15 protein-coding genes are annotated in these 18,097 nt (G+C 65.0%); 8 read left to right on the top strand and 7 right to left on the bottom strand.

Translation table 11 applies throughout. From position 1 onward, the window contains the following. The first annotated feature begins 61 nt into the window (after positions 1 to 61). A complete protein-coding gene (thiC, locus tag ACWKV7_RS06360) occupies positions 62 to 1,948 on the top strand; it encodes a phosphomethylpyrimidine synthase ThiC (protein ID WP_483856812.1) in 1,887 nt (628 codons plus the stop codon). Between the two features lie 67 nt (positions 1,949 to 2,015). Here thiC and ACWKV7_RS06355 read toward each other — a convergent pair whose 3' ends face one another. From ACWKV7_RS06355 to ACWKV7_RS06325, 7 genes are all read right to left on the bottom strand, one after another. Beyond that, a complete protein-coding gene (locus tag ACWKV7_RS06355) occupies positions 2,016 to 3,218 on the bottom strand; it encodes a DUF1302 family protein (protein ID WP_483856811.1) in 1,203 nt (400 codons plus the stop codon). After that, positions 3,218 to 4,000, bottom strand: coding sequence for an outer membrane lipoprotein-sorting protein (locus ACWKV7_RS06350; RefSeq protein ID WP_483856810.1), 783 nt, complete (start codon positions 3,998 to 4,000; stop codon positions 3,218 to 3,220). Before ACWKV7_RS06350 ends, ACWKV7_RS06355 begins: the two co-directional genes overlap by 1 nt. A gap of 10 nt (positions 4,001 to 4,010) precedes the next feature. After that, entirely contained in the window at positions 4,011 to 4,901 is an 891-nt protein-coding gene (locus tag ACWKV7_RS06345; RefSeq protein ID WP_483856809.1) for a hypothetical protein, read from the bottom strand. Continuing rightward, the gene (locus tag ACWKV7_RS06340; RefSeq protein WP_483856808.1) at positions 4,894 to 7,428 is read right to left on the bottom strand and encodes an efflux RND transporter permease subunit; all 2,535 of its coding nucleotides are present in this window, start codon (positions 7,426 to 7,428) and stop codon (positions 4,894 to 4,896) included. The genes ACWKV7_RS06345 and ACWKV7_RS06340 overlap by 8 nt, the downstream gene beginning before the upstream one ends. Further along, positions 7,425 to 8,648, bottom strand: a complete 1,224-nt coding sequence (locus tag ACWKV7_RS06335) for an acyl-CoA dehydrogenase family protein (RefSeq protein ID WP_483856807.1) — start codon at positions 8,646 to 8,648, stop codon at positions 7,425 to 7,427. Before ACWKV7_RS06335 ends, ACWKV7_RS06340 begins: the two co-directional genes overlap by 4 nt. Before the next feature lie 2 nt (positions 8,649 to 8,650). Further along, positions 8,651 to 10,393 (bottom strand): HesA/MoeB/ThiF family protein, encoded by a 1,743-nt coding sequence (locus ACWKV7_RS06330; protein WP_483856806.1) that lies wholly within the window; start codon positions 10,391 to 10,393, stop codon positions 8,651 to 8,653. Positions 10,394 to 10,614: 221 nt separating this feature from the next. Beyond that, on the bottom strand, positions 10,615 to 11,493 hold the full coding sequence (locus ACWKV7_RS06325) for a PAS domain S-box protein (protein ID WP_483856805.1): 879 nt from the start codon (positions 11,491 to 11,493) through the stop codon (positions 10,615 to 10,617). A 481-nt stretch (positions 11,494 to 11,974) separates the two neighbouring features. Here ACWKV7_RS06325 and ACWKV7_RS06320 point away from each other — a divergent pair, with 481 nt between their 5' ends. From ACWKV7_RS06320 to ACWKV7_RS06290, 7 genes are all read left to right on the top strand, one after another. Next, positions 11,975 to 12,574, top strand: coding sequence for an NUDIX domain-containing protein (locus ACWKV7_RS06320; RefSeq protein WP_483856804.1), 600 nt, complete (start codon positions 11,975 to 11,977; stop codon positions 12,572 to 12,574). Then, positions 12,571 to 13,017, top strand: coding sequence for a DUF1249 domain-containing protein (locus ACWKV7_RS06315; RefSeq protein WP_487249199.1), 447 nt, complete (start codon positions 12,571 to 12,573; stop codon positions 13,015 to 13,017). The genes ACWKV7_RS06320 and ACWKV7_RS06315 overlap by 4 nt, the downstream gene beginning before the upstream one ends. Before the next feature lie 171 nt (positions 13,018 to 13,188). Beyond that, positions 13,189 to 14,004 (top strand): 3',5'-cyclic-AMP phosphodiesterase, encoded by an 816-nt coding sequence (gene cpdA, locus ACWKV7_RS06310; RefSeq protein ID WP_483856802.1) that lies wholly within the window; start codon positions 13,189 to 13,191, stop codon positions 14,002 to 14,004. A 74-nt stretch (positions 14,005 to 14,078) separates the two neighbouring features. Beyond that, positions 14,079 to 14,690, top strand: coding sequence for a YqiA/YcfP family alpha/beta fold hydrolase (locus ACWKV7_RS06305; protein ID WP_483856801.1), 612 nt, complete (start codon positions 14,079 to 14,081; stop codon positions 14,688 to 14,690). A 19-nt stretch (positions 14,691 to 14,709) separates the two neighbouring features. Beyond that, positions 14,710 to 16,599, top strand: coding sequence for a DNA topoisomerase IV subunit B (gene parE, locus ACWKV7_RS06300; protein WP_483856800.1), 1,890 nt, complete (start codon positions 14,710 to 14,712; stop codon positions 16,597 to 16,599). Further along, the gene (locus ACWKV7_RS06295) at positions 16,596 to 17,576 is read left to right on the top strand and encodes an esterase-like activity of phytase family protein (RefSeq protein WP_483856949.1); all 981 of its coding nucleotides are present in this window, start codon (positions 16,596 to 16,598) and stop codon (positions 17,574 to 17,576) included. The genes parE and ACWKV7_RS06295 overlap by 4 nt, the downstream gene beginning before the upstream one ends. After that, entirely contained in the window at positions 17,573 to 18,097 is a 525-nt protein-coding gene (locus tag ACWKV7_RS06290; RefSeq protein WP_483856799.1) for a retropepsin-like aspartic protease family protein, read from the top strand. The genes ACWKV7_RS06295 and ACWKV7_RS06290 overlap by 4 nt, the downstream gene beginning before the upstream one ends.

Here is an 18,097-nt window from a genome sequence, read left to right as displayed (position 1 = left end):
GCCGTGCGCTTCAGGTCAGCTCCGACAATCCATGCCCTGCATGATCCTTTGGAGTGCCTTGATGAGTGCCGCAGAACAAAACAAGAAACTGAGCGAAAGCGCTCAGGTCGACCAGCAGTCCGTACAACCCTTCCCGCGTTCGCAGAAGGTCTATGTGCAGGGTTCGCGCCCCGACATCCGCGTGCCGATGCGCGAGATCAGCCTGGACGTCACCCCCACCGCGTTCGGCGGCGAGATCAATGCGCCGGTGCTGGTCTACGACACGTCCGGCCCCTACACCGACCCGAATGTGCAGATCGACGTGCGCAAGGGCCTGGCCGACGTGCGCTCGAAGTGGATCGAGGATCGCGGCGACACCGAGTTGCTCGCCGGGCTCTCCTCGCAGTTCGGCCAGGCGCGGCTGAGCGATCCGGAATTGACCGCGATGCGTTTCGCCCACGTGCGCAACCCGCGCAAGGCCAAGCCGGGCAAGAATGTCAGCCAGATGCACTACGCCCGCCAGGGCATCATCACTCCGGAGATGGAGTTCGTCGCCATTCGCGAGAACATGAAGCTCCAGGAGGCCCGCGCCGCCGGCCTGCTCAAGGAGCAGCACGCCGGGCAGAGTTTCGGGGCATCGATTCCCAAGGAAATCACCGCCGAGTTCGTCCGCGAGGAAATCGCCCGCGGCCGCGCGATCATTCCGGCCAACATCAACCACACCGAGCTGGAGCCGATGATCATCGGCCGCAACTTCCTGGTGAAGATCAACGGCAACATTGGTAACTCGGCGCTGGGTTCCTCCATCGAGGAAGAAGTGGCCAAGCTGACCTGGGGCATTCGCTGGGGCTCGGACACGGTCATGGACCTGTCCACCGGCAAGCACATCCACGAGACCCGCGAGTGGATCATCCGCAACTCGCCAGTGCCGATCGGCACCGTGCCGATCTACCAGGCGCTGGAAAAGGTCAACGGCATCGCCGAGGACCTGACCTGGGAACTGTTCCGCGACACCCTGATAGAGCAGGCCGAGCAGGGCGTGGACTACTTCACCATCCACGCCGGCGTGCTGCTGCGCTATGTGCCGCTGACTGCCAAGCGGGTCACCGGCATCGTCTCCCGTGGCGGCTCGATCATGGCCAAGTGGTGCCTGGCCCACCACAAGGAGAATTTCCTCTACACCCACTTCGAGGAAATCTGCGAAATCATGAAGGCCTACGACGTCAGCTTCTCGCTGGGCGATGGCCTGCGCCCGGGTTCGATTGCCGACGCCAACGACGCCGCGCAGTTCGGCGAGCTGGAGACCCTTGGCGAACTGACCAAGATCGCCTGGAAACATGACGTGCAGACCATGATCGAGGGCCCCGGCCACGTGCCGATGCAGCTGATCAAGGAGAACATGGACAAGCAGCTGGAATGCTGCGACGAGGCGCCGTTCTACACCCTCGGCCCGCTGACCACCGACATCGCCCCCGGCTACGACCACATCACCAGCGGCATCGGCGCTGCCATGATCGGCTGGTTCGGCTGCGCCATGCTCTGCTACGTCACGCCCAAGGAGCACCTGGGCCTGCCGAACAAGGATGACGTGAAGACCGGCATCATCACCTACAAGATCGCCGCGCATGCCGCGGACTTGGCAAAAGGTCATCCGGGCGCGCAGATTCGCGACAACGCCCTGTCCAAGGCGCGCTTCGAGTTCCGCTGGGAGGACCAGTTCAACCTCGGCCTCGACCCGGACACCGCGCGTGCCTTCCACGACGAAACCCTGCCCAAGGACTCGGCCAAGGTGGCGCACTTCTGCTCCATGTGCGGGCCGAAGTTCTGCTCGATGAAGATCACCCAGGAAGTACGCGAGTACGCCGCCGAGCACGGTCTGACCGACGAACAGAAAGCCATCGAGGCTGGTTTCGCCGAACAGGCCGAGCGCTTCAAGGACGAAGGCGCGGTGATCTACAAGCAGGTCTGATCGCCTGCCCGAAACACAAGAGCCCGGTTCGTCCGGGCTCTTGTGTTTTTATCGGCCGCCCGCCTGGCTAGAAATCGAAATTCCGGCGCACTTGCAGATAGACCCGGTCGCGTTCGTCGAACTGTCCGAACTGGGTGTTCTGCCCGCCGACGAAACCGATCATGCCCGCCTCGACATACCACTGGTTCCATGGCCGGTAGCCGAGGTGGGCCTTGTACATGTGGCTGCTTTGCCCCTGCCGGCTGTACAGCCAGAGCAGGCCACCGTTCAGGCGCTGCTTCGACCAGTCCTTGACCACCGCTGCCGAGGCCTCCCAGCCGGTGGGGTGGTCGAGGCTGTCAGGCGCGCCGTGCCGGTGGCTGACGGTTGCCTGTAAGTTGAGCGTCCACTCGTTCTTGATCAGGTCGAAGCCGAGCAGGGCGGCGGTCTTGGGCACGTCTTCGGCGCCTTCGGGCGTTTGCAGCGGTTCATGGAACAGATGCACCAGGTCGCCGCGCACCACCCAGTCGCCCATGGGACTGGCGAAGGAGGTGCCTACCAGGCTGCGCCGTCGCTGTTGCTCCTGCCACTGGCCGTCCTCTTCCACGGCCAGCGGATCGGGGCTCAGGCCGTCGAACAGGTAGAAGTCCAGGTCGGTCCCCCCCGCCATGGTCTTTCCGCGCCAACCGATGTCCGGGCGGCGATGTTCGTCGTCCTTCGGCAGCCCGGTCGGCAGGCCGGCCATGGCGAAATCGCTGCCGGCCGGCGCGTAGCGTGTGGTCTTGGGCTTCGGCGCGATGACCAACTGGTGCTCCAGGCTGTCGCCGTAGTATTCGACGACCGCCATCGGGCGGGTCTGCCGCCCCAGGGAGTAATCCTCCAGATAGGGCAGCAGGAACTCGCGCAGATCCAGCGGGTTGATCACGTCCACCAGGCGGAAGTAGTCGCCACGACCCCAGGCCACCTGTTGCTGGCCGAGGCGCCATTGCCAGCGGTCGCCGGCCCAGGTCACGTACAGTTCGCGCAGCTCCTCGTCGCTCGCCAGTTTGTCGTCCTGGCGCCCGTCGGCGCTGTCGTACTGGCTGCGGTAGCGGCCCAGCAGCACACTGTCCAGGCTCCATTGCCCCTGGCTGACCCGGCTTTCCAGCAGGGCCTCCCAGCGGTGTCCGGAGCTGCTGGCACCGGTGACGTCATGGTGGTAGCTGTCTTCCAGGTAGCCGCGATTGCTGAAGGAGGCCGCCGCCAGTGGCAGGCTGGCGGCAGTCAGGCAGGCAAGAAGCAGACAACGCATCAACGAATCCCATTGCGCAGGGCGCGCTCGGTGAAGTAGTTGTCCGACAGGCTGAGGTTGTAGTCGGGCTCGCTACGCACCAGGCGCGTCTGCCCGCCTTCCACCAGATTGCTCATCAGCGACTCGGTCACGGTCCAGTAGCCGTCGACCTGCTTGACCTGCTGCACCTCGAAGGTCTTGATGTGGCGCCCGCCGCGGTAGAACTCGTCACGCAGGATCAGGTTGCGCTCCTTGTCGACGTAGACCACCCGCCGGCTGTAGCCGGTGCGCGGATTCTCCAGGCCATCCGCGGTGTTGCCCTCCAGCACGTAGACCGGGCGGCCATTCAGCTCGTCGTCGCGCAGGTGCTTGTACTGGTAGTCGCTGACGCGCATGCGCTCGATATCGGCGAAGGAGAAGTCGGTACCGAGGAACGGGCCTTCCTTGGAGTTGGTGGCGATCCGCCGGGTCTTGCGCAGGGCCGGCAGGTACAGCCACTGGTCGTCCTCGCGGCTGGCCGCCTCGGCATAGCTGTACATCAGGATGCCGGTGCCGGCGGTATCGCTGGGCGCGGTGAAGTACAGGGTGGACTTGCGCTCCTTGCCGTATTCCTTCTCGAACATCAGCAGCTTGCGCTCGCGGACGAAACCGTCGGCCATGGTCTGTACCAGGGTGACTTCCGAGCGGCGGTCGGCGCCTTCATCGCGGTCGCGCACGGCGCGCATGATGTCCTCGGGGTTGAGGGTGTCGGCCAGCACCGGCCCGGCCAGCAGCAGGGTCAGGGCGCACAGAATGGTTCGCATGGGTAACTCCTTAACGACAATCCACGATGAGATAGCTGTGCGGGCTGGCGGACCAGCTCGCGGCGGTGGTGGTGCGGTAGCCGACAAGCGCGGGTGCCGGCGGCTGCTCCTGTGGCCCCAGTGCGACCAGGTTGAGGCGCTGGAAATCCGGCCGGGCCAGGTCCTGCAGGTCGCGGCTGCGCAGGCTCTCGGCGATCATGTAGAGCTGGGCGACTTCGTCGGCACTGGCCGGCAGACCCTGCTCGCCATTGAGCACGGCCTTCAGGTAGGCAAGAACATCGGCGGCCGAATAGGCCAGGGTCATGTCCTTGCGCAGCGACCGGCCGAACTGGTCGAGGTCGCGCAGCGTGGTCGCCGCCGGCGGTATGTCCTGCTCGGCACGCATTTCCCATTCGGTCAGGCGCAGGCCGTTCAGCGCGCCCTTGGCTTGGGTATCCACCCGACACTGCCCGCCGAACGCGCTGGCCAATTGCTCGGCATAGCGCGACAGCAGGACCTCCTGCTGCCGTGCGGAGTAGGGGTGGGCCAGGCGCAGCCAGAAGTGCGTGCCATCGTGCTGGCCGGTCACCAGCCGCGGGCCGAGCAGCGGATGCTGCTCGACCAGGGTTTCCAGCGTCTTCAGGCCCGTGGGGGTCAGCTCGCGGGTCTCGATCAGCCGGCGAAAGCGCACGTCGTCGCCCTGTACGGCGATGGCGTTGGTGCTGGCCAGGCTGTCGAGGGCCTTGAGCGGCGTCTCGCCCTTATCGTCGCGCAGGGTCCACAACGATTGGGTGGCACCGACCAGCTTTTCCAGGTGGCTGCTCTGGTAGACCGAGCCGCCGGGATAGAGGGTCAGCGCCAGCCAGTCGTCGGCCATGGCCGGTGTGGCCAGGCATAGCAGGCAGAGCAGGTATCTACGCATTGGCCGGCTCCGCGGGCTTCTCGCCCAGGTGCACCTGCGAGCGGTCGCCGGAGACGAAGGTCGGCAGTACCAGCAAGGCGAACAGGGCGCTGAGCAGCATGGTCAGGGAGATGAAGTAGCCGAGGTTGACCAGCGCCTGGTAGCCGGACAGGCTCAGCACCAGGAAGCCGAGGCCCAGGGCCAGGGTGTTGATCAGGATCGGCTTGCCGCAGCGGCGCAGCGCATCCTGTATCACCTCGCGGTTATCCCGCCCACGGCTGGAGCGAATGGCCGCGATGGTATGGATCGCGTAGTCGATACCGATGCCAAAGGAAATCGCCGCGATGATCGAGGTGCCGATGTCCAGGTCGGTGCCGCTGACCGCCATGATGGCGAAGATGCCGGTGAGGGTGAACACCAGCGGCAACAGCGCCAGCAGGCCCAGGGGCAGCGAACGGAAGGTCAGCATGACCATCAGGGCGATCAGCAGGGTCGCGGCCAGCAGGCTGTAGATCTGCCCCCAGACCACCTCGTCGGTGGTGGAAACCAGAATCTCGCCGTAACCGGAAACCCGTACCGTCATACCGGCGGGCAGCACGCTCTGGGCGTAGGCCTGGATGTCGCGCATCACCTGTCCGACTTCCGAGGAGCGGTCGCTGTGCAGCACCGCCAGTACCCGGCCGTTCTGGAAACGACGGTCGACCACGTCGAACAGGTCGCGTCCGTTGGCGTTCTCGTAGAGCAGGAAGTACTGCGCGAGCATGTCGCCGCTGAGGGTTTCCGGCAGCTGGAAGGCCGCCGCGTCGGGCCGGTCGCTGAGCACCTGGTGCAGGCGCTTGAGGAAGTCCACCGGCGAGTAGGTGAAGCCGACCAGGCTCTGTTCGCGCAGGCGCTGCTGGATCTTCTCCACCGCACGGATCACCTGCGGGTCCTTGAAGGCATCCACCCGCTGGCCCTCGATCATCACGCTGATCGGCGTGGTGCCGCCGAACTTGGCGTTGATCGCGGCGTCGTCGACGCGAATGCGGCTGTCGTCCTGGAAGTAGCCGATCACCTGGTTGTCCACCTGCAGGTCACGCTCGATCAGCCAGCCGCAGAACAGCATCAGCACCAGGGTGGCGGCAACGAACGGCTTGCCGTAGCGAGCCAGGCTGCCCATGCGGGCGGTCAGGCGGTCGAGCAACGTGCTTTTCAGCAAGCCGAAGCGCGGCGGCTTGGTCTTCCACAGGATCACGATGGCCGGCAGGAACAGCATGGTGATCAGCCAGGCGATGAACACGCCGAGGCCGACGAAGATGCCGAACTCGCGGATGAAGGTGACTTCGGTCCAGGCCAGCGAGAGGAAGCCGACGATGGTGGTCAGGCTGGTGACCAGCATCGGCCGGAACAGCTGGCGCAGGCTGGCCATGGCCGCCTCGTAGCGGGCCTGGCGATCCGGATTCGGCGGCAGGTGGCGGTAGAAGTCGGAGAGGAAGTGGATCGCATCGCATACGGCGATGGAGATGATGAACACCGGCAGCATCGAAGTGATGATGTTCTGCTTGACGCCGAACGCGGCCATCAGGCCGAGGGTCCAGAACAGGCTGAGCACCGCGATCAGCATCGGCGCGACCACGCCCTGGATGCGTCCGAAGCTGAGGAACAGCACGGCCAGGATCACCAGCAGCACGCCCGGCAGCAGGGTCTGGTTGTCCTGCTCCATATTGGCCGCGGTCTGCGAGGCGATCATCGGCGGGCCGCTGAGGTAGATGCGGTCGTCGCCGCCCACTTCCTGGGTGATCGCGCTGATCGCCTGGTAGGCCATGAGCATGGCCGGCGAGTCGTCCTCGGCAATGTTGAACTCGATCTGAATGGTGGTGGCACTGCCGTCCGGCGAGATCAGCCCGTTGAGGTACATCGGGTTGGCCAGCGTCTCGGCGCGCAGGGCCTGGCGTCCCGCCTCGTCCTTGGGCAGGGTGCGCATCAGCGGGCCGACTTCCAGGCCGTCCTCGATCGGCGTCATGTTCTCCAGGGTCACCAGGCTGCGTACCTTGCGCACCGGCTCCAGGCGCAGCGCCAGGTTGTCCAGCCAGGCTGCCTGGGCGTCGCCGAGCAGACCGTTGGCCGCCAGCTTGGCGCGCAGCGGCTTGAACAGCGGGGCGTCGTCCTGTTGCAGGCCATCCTTGAGGATCGCCTCGACGTCGGCGGCCACCGCCTGCTCCTCGAGCAGGCCGCGCAGGCGCACCTCGTCGCTCGGCTGCACCAGCACCATGCGTTCCAGCGCGCGGCTCAGCCTGGCCACCCGCTCCAGACTGTCGGCGTTGAAGATGTTGCCCTGCGGATTCTCGATGGCGACGAAGGCCTGCTCCCCGGTATTGGAGAACAGGCGCTTGTTGTCGTGATCGGCCACCCGACTGGGGTGATGGCGATCGATCATGTAGGGCGTGCTATTGATCTGCAGGCCGCCGGCGCTGACCAGCGCCAACAGCGTCAGCCCGAGCAGAAGCCCGAGCATCAGCCAGGGACGCTGCAGCATCCGCGACAGCAGATGCAGGTTGGGACTGCTCATGCCGCTGCTCCTTCGCGCGCGGTGCTGCGATAGGCATCCAGGCGCAGTTCGGTCTTTTCCTTGCTGCTCTGCTGGGATTCGGCGAGCAGGTTGGTCCAGATCACGTGTTTGTGGATTTCGATGGTGCCGCCGGCGAAGAACAGACCGATGGAATCGCGCAGCAGGCGCTCGAAGTAGTGGTCGCGACGGTAGCCATAGTTGCCGTGGATCTTCATGGCGGTCAGGCAGGCGTCATGCAGCGACTCGGAGGCGAGGATCTTGATGATCGAGGCGAGCTTGGAGCAGTCCTGGCCGCGCTCCAGCGCCGTCAGGCCGCGCAGCAGCACGCTGCGCAGCAGCTCCACCTGGGTGTAGATGTCGACGATCTGCCCCTGCACGTACTGGTTCTCGCCGATCGGCTTGCCGAAGGCGCGACGCTCGCGGCTATAGCTGATGCACTCGTCGATCAGCGGCTGGATGCAGCCGGTGACCAGCAGGCCGGTGAAGATACGCTCCACCAGGAAGCCGAAGTACAGCACCTCCAGGCCACGGCCCTCGCCGCCGATCACGCTGTCGATGTCCAGTTCCGCCTGATCGAAGTCGATGCTGCCGATCGGCGTGCCGCGGTTGCCGAGCAGTTCGAAGGCCGCCGAGCGCTTGATGCCCGGCTTGTCGGTCTCGGTCATGAAGCAGGTAATCGCCTGCGGGCCGGCTTCTTCCAGACGCGCGAAGGTCATGCACAGGTCGGCGACCGGGGCGTTGGTGATGTTCCACTTCTGGCCCTGCAGCCGGTAGCCGTTGGCCGACTGGCGGGCGCTCAGTTTGAGGGAGCGCACGTCGGATCCGCAGGTGGCTTCGGTGATCGCGAAGCAGCCGATCTTCTCGCCACTGATCAGGTCGGGCAGCCAGCGCTGGCGCTGGGCCTGGTCGCCGTAGCTGAGCAGGGCGGCCTGGACCAGGGCAACCTGGGCCACGAAGGAAACCAGCACGCCCATGTCCTGGCAGCCTTCGGCGAAGCCTTCCAGCGCGGCGGCGAACTCCCAGACGCCATGGCCCTGGCCGCCGTAGACGACGGGCATATGCACGCCGAACAGGCCGCTCTGGCCGAGCATGCGCCACAGCTCACGGTCGAAGCCAAGGGTCTGGTCGCGGTGGGCGGCGCTGGGACGGACCAGCTCCTGGCCGATTGTCTTGTAGTGGGCGCGAATGGTGAGTTGCTGTTCGTTCCATGTGGTGTTCATGCTCAAGCTCCTATGTGCAAGGTGTGCTGTTCTTTCGCTTTGCGCAGTTGGCTGAGGAAGTCCTCGCCATCCAGTTCGATCAGTCGTTCCATGCGGTCGGCCCAGTCGTTGTCCATGTTTTCCAGCAGCAGCCAGAACGGCGGCACCTCGCGGCCCTTGTAGCGGTCGGCGTACAGGTGCTCGGCGGGTATGCAGGCCGGCCGGGCTGGTAGCACGGTCGGCTGGAAGCCGAAGAAGCCGAGATTGCGCAAGGTGACATTGCGTTCGCCGTCGCCGACTGCGCCGCTGATGTTGGCCTGCGGGTCGGTCAGCAGCTTGCGATAGGCTGATAGCAGCAACAGGCCGGCCTTGGCCGCCAGCACCGGATCGTCAACCATGGCCTTGGTTACCCGGCCGATTTCGCGAATCTGCTCGACGGGAATCTGCTGCAGCTCGGCGACGTCGGCATACAGGTCGCGGCCGAACGCCACTTCGACACCGAAGGCCGGACGCGCGGAGTCGCCGAAGAGCTGGGCGCGTGCGATCGGAGCCTTGAGCGTGGAGTAGGCGAGCAGGGAGAAGTCCCGTTGGTCGACCAGCACGATGTGCACGTCGTCCGGGGACAGGCGCTCTTCCGGCTCGGCATGCAGCTGGTGCAGGGCGGCGGTGAGCGGGTTGATGAAACCGACCCGCGCGTAGTGGACGAAGGCGAAGCGCAGCAGCTTGCGCGTGATGGCGGCGTCGAGCTGGTGGTTGGGAATGGCGAAGCTGAAGATACCGGCGCGTTCGTCGATGATCTGTTCGCCGTAGCTGCGCAGTTCGGGTAACTGGGGCACCTGGTAGTGGGCGATCGAGCGCTGGAGGAAGTCCAGGTCGGCTTCGCCGGCCGGTTGCTTGCGCCATTCGATGACCGACTGGCGACCCTCCGCCAGTTGGCGGGCGCGTTCTTCGGATAGGTCGGGCGTGCGTACCAGATCCCAGACGTCCACGTAGAGCTCGTTGCGCACCTCGCGGCCGTTGACGATGTCCAGCACCAGGGCGGTGGCCAGGGTACCGAACAGGTGCGCGGCAATGCACAGCTGGGAGGTGTAGTCCTTGCCTGCCTTGTGCCGGTCCAGCTCTGCGTACATCTCTACCGGAATGCATTCGTCCGGAATCAGGAAAGTGCAGGCCTGCAGCGGGTCGAGCGTAGCGATTTGCGCGGCGCTCAGTTGATTGCCCAGCACCGGCAGGTCGCCGTTGCGATAGTCGAACACCGGAATGTACTGCGCGGCGGCCATGTCGTAGCCGCACACCACCGGCTTGCGCAGGCGCTGGCAGACACGATGCAGGAGGAATTTCATTTCCAGGCCGGCGCGGCCGGTGACGTCCACCGCATCGACGACCACGTCCGCAGCCGCTACCAGGGCCTCGACATTGTCGGGGGTGATGCCCATCGGATGGGTGTGCAATTCGAGATGCGGATTGATCTGGCGGATGCGCTCGGCGAACACCTCCACCTTGGGCCGCCCGACGTCGGTCAATACCATGTTCTGGCGATTGGCGTTGTTCAGGTCGTAGCTGCCGTTGTCCGTGAGGATCAGCCGCTCGGCACCGCTGCGCACCAGCGGCTCGATCACGCTGCCGCCGGTCGAGCCACAGCCCGCCACCAGAATGACTGATTCGCGCAGGCGCTGTTGTTCTGCTTCACTGATAAAGCCCGCATTACGCAGGGTCAGTTCCCGGTAGTACTCGGTACTATCCAGATGTGCTTCGACTCCCATCATTGTCTCGTCCTTTTTTGGTCACACCGCGAGGGGGAGTCGCATGCTATTCAGCGCTTTAATGGCACAACAAGCAGCAAAAAAGGGCGGTTGTCATTAACGCTTTTTGAATATAACTATTTGATTTAAAACGATAAATTTTTAATCGACAGAAGCGCGAAACCCGCGCATTCAGTGAAGAATGCACGGGTGTCATTTGTGGACTGTGAGGTGGGTGCCGAGGGTCAGCTCACCAGCTTGTGCAGGTTGGGCGGCACTTGCGCCAGCTCCCAGAGGAAGCTGTCCAGCTTGAAGGTGGAGGTACGGATCTGATCCTCGATCTGCTGCAGCTCGCGGCAGACCTCCTGGAAGCGCTGCTCGCGGCGTACCGCCGCCATGGCTTCGTTGATGCGTTCCGGCTGCGCACCGATGTATTCGCGGACCCGCTTGCCGCCTTTCTGCGGACGGATCAGATACAGGTAGCGCTGCTGATGCCAGTAGGGCGACGCGGCGATGCGCGGAGAGGCTTCCAGGGCCTGGTATTCGGCCAGCAGGTTCATGCGCAGGGATTTCAGGCTGTCCAGCTGTTCGGTGATGCGTTCGACCTTGCGACCGAGGGTTTCCTGATCCTGCATCTTGTCGGCATGGACCTGGCGATGGGTCAGGTCGGTAACGGTCATCATGGTGCCGCGATGCTGGCCGTCGCTGCTGGGAATGCGTGTTGCCGTCATCTGCACCCAGTAGACGCGCTGGTCCTTGGACAGGATGCGCATGGGGTAGCGGTTCGGCCCCATACCGGGCTGCTGCTGCGCCAGCACGGCGTCGAGCAGGTCGGCCGACAGCAGTCGCGACAAGGGCTGGCCGAACAGCTCTTCCTGCCGATAGCCGGTCAACTGCTGCATGAAGGGGTTCATGTAGGTGATGCGACCCGCCGGGTCCAGCACCAGCATGCCGTCCTGCGCCAACTCGACGAGGTTCTGGTAGCAGCGCGTGGCGGCCCCGTTGTAGCAGCTGGCGACCACGGGGGTGGGTCGTTCGCCGGCCGCCGCTTCGGTAAAGGAAACCGGCACATCCATGTCTGGATGATATTGATGCAGTAGACTGATGAGCTCCGCTGCCCGCATAAATCCTCCCTGTATTCGCCTCGATCAATACCCTGCCGAGTATAACGCTGCTTGTTGTTACATTTGCGCGTCGTTCCGATCGCCGGTAATGCCTGCCAGTTCCCGGCAGATACTTATGCTTTTTCTGAAGTGTGACATGGTTCTCTTATTTCTGGGCGCCGACGGCACCGGCAAGCGGTGTGGGGCGTGGAGCCTTGCCAAGAGGCGGCTCCGGCGCGCACATTCACACAATGCGGGGCGGTAATTGCCGTCGTGTGCGGCGGGATGCTGGCGCCGGGCCGGGCCCTGTCGCACTATGCTGAGGAACAATGTCTTGCTTCGCTTGCTCTGAGGGAAGGGACCTTCCCGGCGCTGCAACACCTGATCACCGGGCACCGGAGGTGGCCGGTAAAAGATTGACCGGGACGGGCTGCGGCCCGTTCGCTTTATCGGAACGCGTCAATGCCGAGTGGTCACGACGTTCCAGTGGGGGACTCCAGATATGCCGCGTGACGATGTTGAAATAATCGAGCGCCAGACCTGCTTCCAGGGCTTCTACCGGCTCGAACGCCTGCGCTTGCGGCACCGGCTGTTCGCCGGCGGCATGGGGCCGGAGCTCAATCGCGAACTGTTCGTGCGCCACGATGCGGTGTGCGTGCTGCCCTATGATCCGCGTCACGATACGGTGGTACTGATCGAACAGTTTCGCGTCGGTGCGTTGGAAAAGAGCGATAACCCCTGGTTGCTGGAACTGGTCGCCGGGCTGATCGATAAGGCCGAGGAACCGGAAGAGGTGGCCCGTCGCGAGGCGATCGAGGAAGCCAACCTGGCCCTGGGGGCGCTCTGGCCGATCACCCGCTATTTTCCGTCACCCGGCGGCAGCGACGAATACGTGCACCTCTATCTCGGCCGCTGCGACAGCGAAGGTGCCGGCGGTGTGCATGGCCTGGCGGAAGAGGGCGAGGATATCCGTGTCCACGTCATGCCGTTGGAAGACGCCTTGCAGGCGGTGCGCGACGGGCGCATCGGTAATGCCGCGAGCATCATTGCCCTGCAGTGGCTGGCGCTGAACCGTGCCGAGGTTCGGGGGTTGTGGACGTGAACCTGCTGCGCGAGCGCTACCGGGTCGACCTGGTGGAACTGCAGGCCGTCTGCGAAGCCAACTATGCGCGGTTGATGCGGTTGCTGCCGGATATGCGCAGCGGTCAGGCCTCGCGCCGTGTGGCCTTGAGCCAGGGCGAGCACCTGCTCGGCGTGCTGGTGCTCGACGTGCTGGAGAGCTGTCCCTATACCACCACCCTGCGTGTGTGCCAGGAACACAGCCTGCCGTGGCTGCCGGTGCCGCAGCTGGAGGTGCGCGTCTATCACGACGCGCGCATGGCGGAAGTGGTCGGTGCCGAGAATGCGCGGCGCCTGCGCAGCATCTATCCTTATCCCAACGCAGCCATGCACCAGCCAGACGAAAAGACCCAGTTGAACCTGTTCCTCGGCGAATGGCTCGGTCACTGCCTGGCCTGCGGCCACGAACTGGCGTCGGTGCTCTAGCTGGTTGCAGCAAAAGACCTGAATTCGGACGAAAAGCTCGTCAAAAGAAAAACACGGATACAGGCTGACGGGCCTGAGGCCGCCGTTCTGTGACCTGTGCCCGCTTCGCGGGTTTGCCGGGGTCGGGCGGAGCCACCATAATTCAGTTCGATTCCGCCCAAGGAGACGGTCTTGCCGAGTGCTTCCACATCCATTGCCGATTCTTCGGTGCTGCTGGTGCAGCTATCCGACAGCCATCTGTTTGCCGAGGCGAACGGAAAGCTGCTGGGCATGGACACCGAGGACAGCCTGCAACAGGTGATCGAACGGGTGCTCGGCGAGCAACCGCGGATCGACCTGGTGCTGGCCAGCGGCGACCTGTCCCAGGACGGCTCGACCGAGTCCTACCAGCGCTTCCAGCGCATGACCGCGCGCATTCCGGCGCCGGCCCGTTGGTTTCCTGGCAATCACGACGAGTTGCCGGCGATGCATGCGGTGTGCGCCGGCAGCGACCTGCTCGAGCCCATCGTCGACCTCGGCAGCTGGCGCATCCTGTTGCTCGACTCCTCGATACCCGGTGCGGTGCCCGGGCATTTCTCGCAAGCCCAGCTGGCCTTGCTCGAACGCTCGCTGAGCGAGGCGCCGGAGCGGCATCACCTGATTTGCTTCCATCACCATCCGGTGCCGGTCGGCAGCCGCTGGATCGACCCCATCGGCGTGCGCAACCCTGAGGCGCTGTTCGCCGTGCTCGATCGCTTCACCCAGGTGCGCGCGCTGCTCTGGGGGCACATCCACCAGGAATACGACCAGATGCGCAACGGCGTGCGCCTGCTTGCCTCGCCGTCCACTTGCGTGCAATTCGCGCCGGGCAGCGAGGAATTCCAGGTGGACAAGGAAGCCCCCGGCTACCGTTGGCTGCGCCTGCACGACGACGGCACGCTGGAGACCGGCGTGTCGCGGGTGACCGGCATCGCCTTCGAAGTGGACTACAGCGTCAAGGGTTATTGACCCGAGGCTGGAGGCCGGAAGCTGAAAGCTGGTAGGGTTCCGCTTCCACTCCAGGCGTGCAATCTCCCGTTCCCATGTCCGATCCCAGCCTTTTATACATCCACGGTTTCAACAGTTCCCCGGCCTCGCTGAAGGTGACTCAGCTGCGCCGCGCCTTGGAGCGCCTGGGGCTCGCCGACCGGCTGCGTGCGCCGGCGCTGCATCATCATCCCCGCCAGGCCATCGCCCAGTTGCAGGATGCCATCACCGAGCTGGGCCGCCCGGTGCTGGTCGGCAGCTCCCTGGGCGGCTACTATGCGACCCACTTGGCCGAGCGCCATGGCCTCAAGGCCCTGCTGGTCAACCCGGCGGTGCGTCCGCACCTGCTGTTCGATGGCAACCTCGGTCCGCAGCAGAACCTGCACAGCGGCGAGGTCTGGGAGCTGACCGAGGATCACGTGGCAGCACTCGCCGAACTGGAGGTGCCGGCGCCCAGCGATCCCGCGCGCTATCAGGTGTGGTTGCAGACCGCCGACGAAACCCTCGATTACCGCGCCGCCGAGCGTTACTACCGGGCCTGTGCGCTACGCATCCAGGCCGGCGGCGATCATGGTTTCCAGGGCTTTGCCAGTCGCCTGCCGGCGCTGCTGGCCTTTGCCGGCGTGCCGGCGGAGGTCTGGCGCGATTTCGATTTTTCCGACCTTTGATTTGACGACAAGAGAGCCCATGGCCACCTACAACGCCGACGCCATCGAAGTCCTTTCCGGCCTCGACCCGGTGCGCAAGCGACCGGGCATGTACACCGATACCAGCCGTCCGAACCACCTGGCCCAGGAAGTGATCGACAACAGTGTCGACGAAGCGCTGGCCGGACACGCCAAGTCCGTGCAGGTGATCCTGCATGAGGACAACTCGCTGGAGGTGATCGACGATGGCCGCGGTATGCCGGTGGACATCCACCCGGAAGAGGGCGTGCCGGGGGTCGAGCTGATCCTCACCAAGCTGCACGCCGGCGGCAAGTTCAGCAACAAGAACTACCAGTTCTCCGGCGGCCTGCATGGCGTCGGCATTTCGGTGGTCAACGCGCTGTCGACCCGCGTCGACGTGCGGGTCAAGCGCGAGGGCAACGAATATCGCATGACCTTCGCCGACGGTTTCAAGGCCAGCGACCTGGAAATCATCGGTAGCGTGGGCAAGCGCAATACCGGCACCAGCGTGCATTTTTGGCCGGACGCCAAGTACTTCGACTCCCACAAGTTCTCGGTCAGCCGCCTCAAACACGTGCTCAAGGCCAAGGCGGTGCTCTGTCCGGGGCTGGCGGTCAGCTTTGAGGACAAGGCCAGCGGCGAGCGCGTCGAGTGGTTCTACGAGGACGGCCTGCGTTCCTATCTGGTGGATGCCGTCAGCGAGTATGCCAAGCTGCCCGAAGAGCCCTTCGTCGGCAACCTGGCCGGCAGCAAGGAGGCGGTGGACTGGGCCCTGCTGTGGCTGCCCGAGGGCGGCGAGACGCTGCAGGAAAGCTACGTCAACCTGATCCCCACGGCCCAGGGCGGCACCCACGTCAACGGCCTGCGCCAGGGCCTGCTGGATGCCATGCGCGAGTTCTGCGAATTCCGCAATCTGCTGCCCCGCGGCGTCAAGCTGGCCCCGGAAGACGTCTGGGAACGCATTGCCTTCGTGCTGTCGATGAAGATGCAGGAGCCGCAGTTCTCCGGCCAGACCAAGGAACGGCTGTCATCCCGCGAGGCTGCCGCCTTCGTTTCCGGGGTGGTCAAGGACGCCTTCAGCCTGTGGCTCAATGCCCATCCGGAACTGGGCCTGCAACTGGCCGAACTGGCAATCAGCAACGCCGGCCGTCGGTTGAAGGCCGGCAAGAAGGTCGAGCGCAAGAAGATCACCCAGGGGCCTGCGCTGCCCGGCAAGCTCGCCGATTGCGCTGGCCAGGACCCGATGCGCTCCGAACTGTTCCTGGTGGAGGGCGACTCCGCCGGCGGTTCGGCCAAGCAGGCGCGGGACAAGGAGTTCCAGGCGATCATGCCGCTGCGCGGCAAGATCCTGAACACCTGGGAAGTCGATGGCGGCGAGGTGCTCGCCAGCCAGGAAGTCCATGACATCGCCGTGGCCATCGGCGTCGATCCGGGCGCCGCGGACCTGACGCAGCTGCGTTACGGCAAGATCTGCATCCTCGCCGATGCCGACTCCGACGGTCTGCACATCGCCACGCTGCTCTGCGCGCTGTTCGTCCGTCACTTCCGTCCGCTGGTGGAGGCCGGCCACGTCTACGTGGCGATGCCGCCGCTGTATCGCATCGACCTCGGCAAGGAAATCTACTACGCCCTCGACGAGGCCGAACGCGACGGCATCCTCGAACGCCTGCTGGCCGAGAAGAAGCGCGGCAAGCCGCAGGTGACCCGCTTCAAGGGCCTGGGCGAAATGAATCCGCTGCAGCTGCGCGAAACCACCATGGACCCGAATACCCGGCGGCTGGTGCAGTTGACTCTCGACGACTTCACCCTCACCCAAGAAGTGATGGACATGCTGCTGGCCAAGAAGCGCGCCGCCGATCGCAAGAACTGGCTGGAAACCAAGGGCAACTTGGCCGAGGTCATGCTCTGATGCGGTGCTGGTTGGTGGCGCTGTGCCTGGTGGCCGCGCCGGCGCTGGGCGAGACCGTCGAAGAACTGCGCCTGCTGGCCGAGCATCCCGTGGAAGGCATGCGCGGTGGCAATCTGTCCGGCTTGGCCTGGTGCGGCGACGGCTTCTGGGCGGTTTCCGACCGTGACGACGACCGCCTGTATCGCCTGCAGCCCGGCGACTCCGCCTGGCAGGCCGAGGCGGAAACCTTCCAGGCGCCGCCGCGGCCGGACAGCGGCCTGCCCTGGGGCCAGCGCATGCGCAGTTGGGCGATGGGCCTGGTGCGTGGCGGCGAGTTGGATTTCGAAGGCCTGACCTGCGATGCCATGGGCAATCGTTACCTGGTCAGCGAGGCTTACGCCTCGGTGTTGCAGCTTTCCCCGGTCGGCGAGGCCAACTGGCTGCTGCTGCCGCACGGGCTGGTGCGCCAGGCGCGGGCCAGCGGCATGCTGCTGCGCTTCAATGCGCTGTTCGAAGGGCTGGCCATCGACCCCGAGGGCGACCGCTTGTGGTTGGCGGCCGAGCGCGAGCGGCGTGGCTTGCTGGTGCTGCATCGCCAGCAGGACGCCTGGCGATGCACCGGCGGTTGCGTGCAACTGGTCGAAGGCGGCGAGCAAGCCGCTCCGGCGCAAATGGGCGGCCAGCAGGTTTCGCTGGATTTCTCCGGCCTGGCTTTCTACAACGACAAGCTGTTCACGCTGGAGCGCAATGCCTATCGCCTCTGTCGGCGCTCACTGGAAAACGCCGAAGTGGAGCGCTGCTGGTCGTTTGCCGCCGCGGCATTGACGGATGATCGTCGCTACGACACGCCCTACGGCATGGCGGAAGCCCTGTGGGTGGACGAAGAGGGCGCCTGGATCGGCGTCGATAACGGCGGCCTGACCCGCTTCGATGGCGAAGCCCGCCCGATCCTCTGGCATTTCGCCGCGCCCAAGTCCGGCTGGAGCGAGCGCCCGTGAGTGAAAAGGCCCCCGGACAAAGCGCCGGGCGTGTGATGCTGGTCCTCGCCTGGGGCGCCGCGCTGCTGCTGGCCACGCGCTTCTTCGGCCAGTGGGAGGAGGCGCGCTACAACCCCAACCAGGCCCCGACGTCGGAGCATGGCTCGGGCTATATCGAGGTCCGGCTGGCCGGCAACGGCCAGGGGCATTTCGTTTCCAGCGGGCGTATCAACGACCGGGACGTGCGCTTCCTGCTGGATACCGGTTCCACCGATGTGGCGGTACCCGGCGCGCTGGCCGACGACCTCGGCCTGGAAGGCGGCGCGGCGATCACCATGAGTACCGCCAACGGACTCAGCACCGGTTACCGCACCCGCCTCGACAGCCTGCAACTGGGCGACATCGTGCTGCACGACGTGCGCGCCCTGATCGCCCCGGGCATGGATGGCGACGAGGTGCTGCTCGGCATGAGCGCCCTGAAACAACTCGAATTCACCCAGCGCGCCGGCACCCTGGTGCTGCGCCAGAACGTTGCGGAATGA

The organism is Zestomonas ipomoeae (assembly GCF_057128665.1).
This window is presented reverse-complemented; position numbering and strand designations above follow the sequence as displayed.

Bases quoted from the DNA above. Each gene is read 5' to 3' on its own strand.
- thiC (WP_483856812.1), top strand. From the start codon at position 62: ATGAGTGCCGCAGAACAAAACAAGAAACTGAGCGAAAGCGCTCAGGTC.
- ACWKV7_RS06355 (WP_483856811.1), bottom strand. From the start codon at position 3,218: ATGCGTTGTCTGCTTCTTGCCTGCCTGACTGCCGCCAGCCTGCCACTG.
- ACWKV7_RS06350 (WP_483856810.1), bottom strand. From the start codon at position 4,000: ATGCGAACCATTCTGTGCGCCCTGACCCTGCTGCTGGCCGGGCCGGTG.
- ACWKV7_RS06345 (WP_483856809.1), bottom strand. From the start codon at position 4,901: ATGCGTAGATACCTGCTCTGCCTGCTATGCCTGGCCACACCGGCCATG.
- ACWKV7_RS06340 (WP_483856808.1), bottom strand. From the start codon at position 7,428: ATGAGCAGTCCCAACCTGCATCTGCTGTCGCGGATGCTGCAGCGTCCC.
- ACWKV7_RS06335 (WP_483856807.1), bottom strand. From the start codon at position 8,648: ATGAACACCACATGGAACGAACAGCAACTCACCATTCGCGCCCACTAC.
- ACWKV7_RS06330 (WP_483856806.1), bottom strand. From the start codon at position 10,393: ATGATGGGAGTCGAAGCACATCTGGATAGTACCGAGTACTACCGGGAA.
- ACWKV7_RS06325 (WP_483856805.1), bottom strand. From the start codon at position 11,493: ATGCGGGCAGCGGAGCTCATCAGTCTACTGCATCAATATCATCCAGAC.
- ACWKV7_RS06320 (WP_483856804.1), top strand. From the start codon at position 11,975: ATGCCGCGTGACGATGTTGAAATAATCGAGCGCCAGACCTGCTTCCAG.
- ACWKV7_RS06305 (WP_483856801.1), top strand. From the start codon at position 14,079: ATGTCCGATCCCAGCCTTTTATACATCCACGGTTTCAACAGTTCCCCG.
- parE (WP_483856800.1), top strand. From the start codon at position 14,710: ATGGCCACCTACAACGCCGACGCCATCGAAGTCCTTTCCGGCCTCGAC.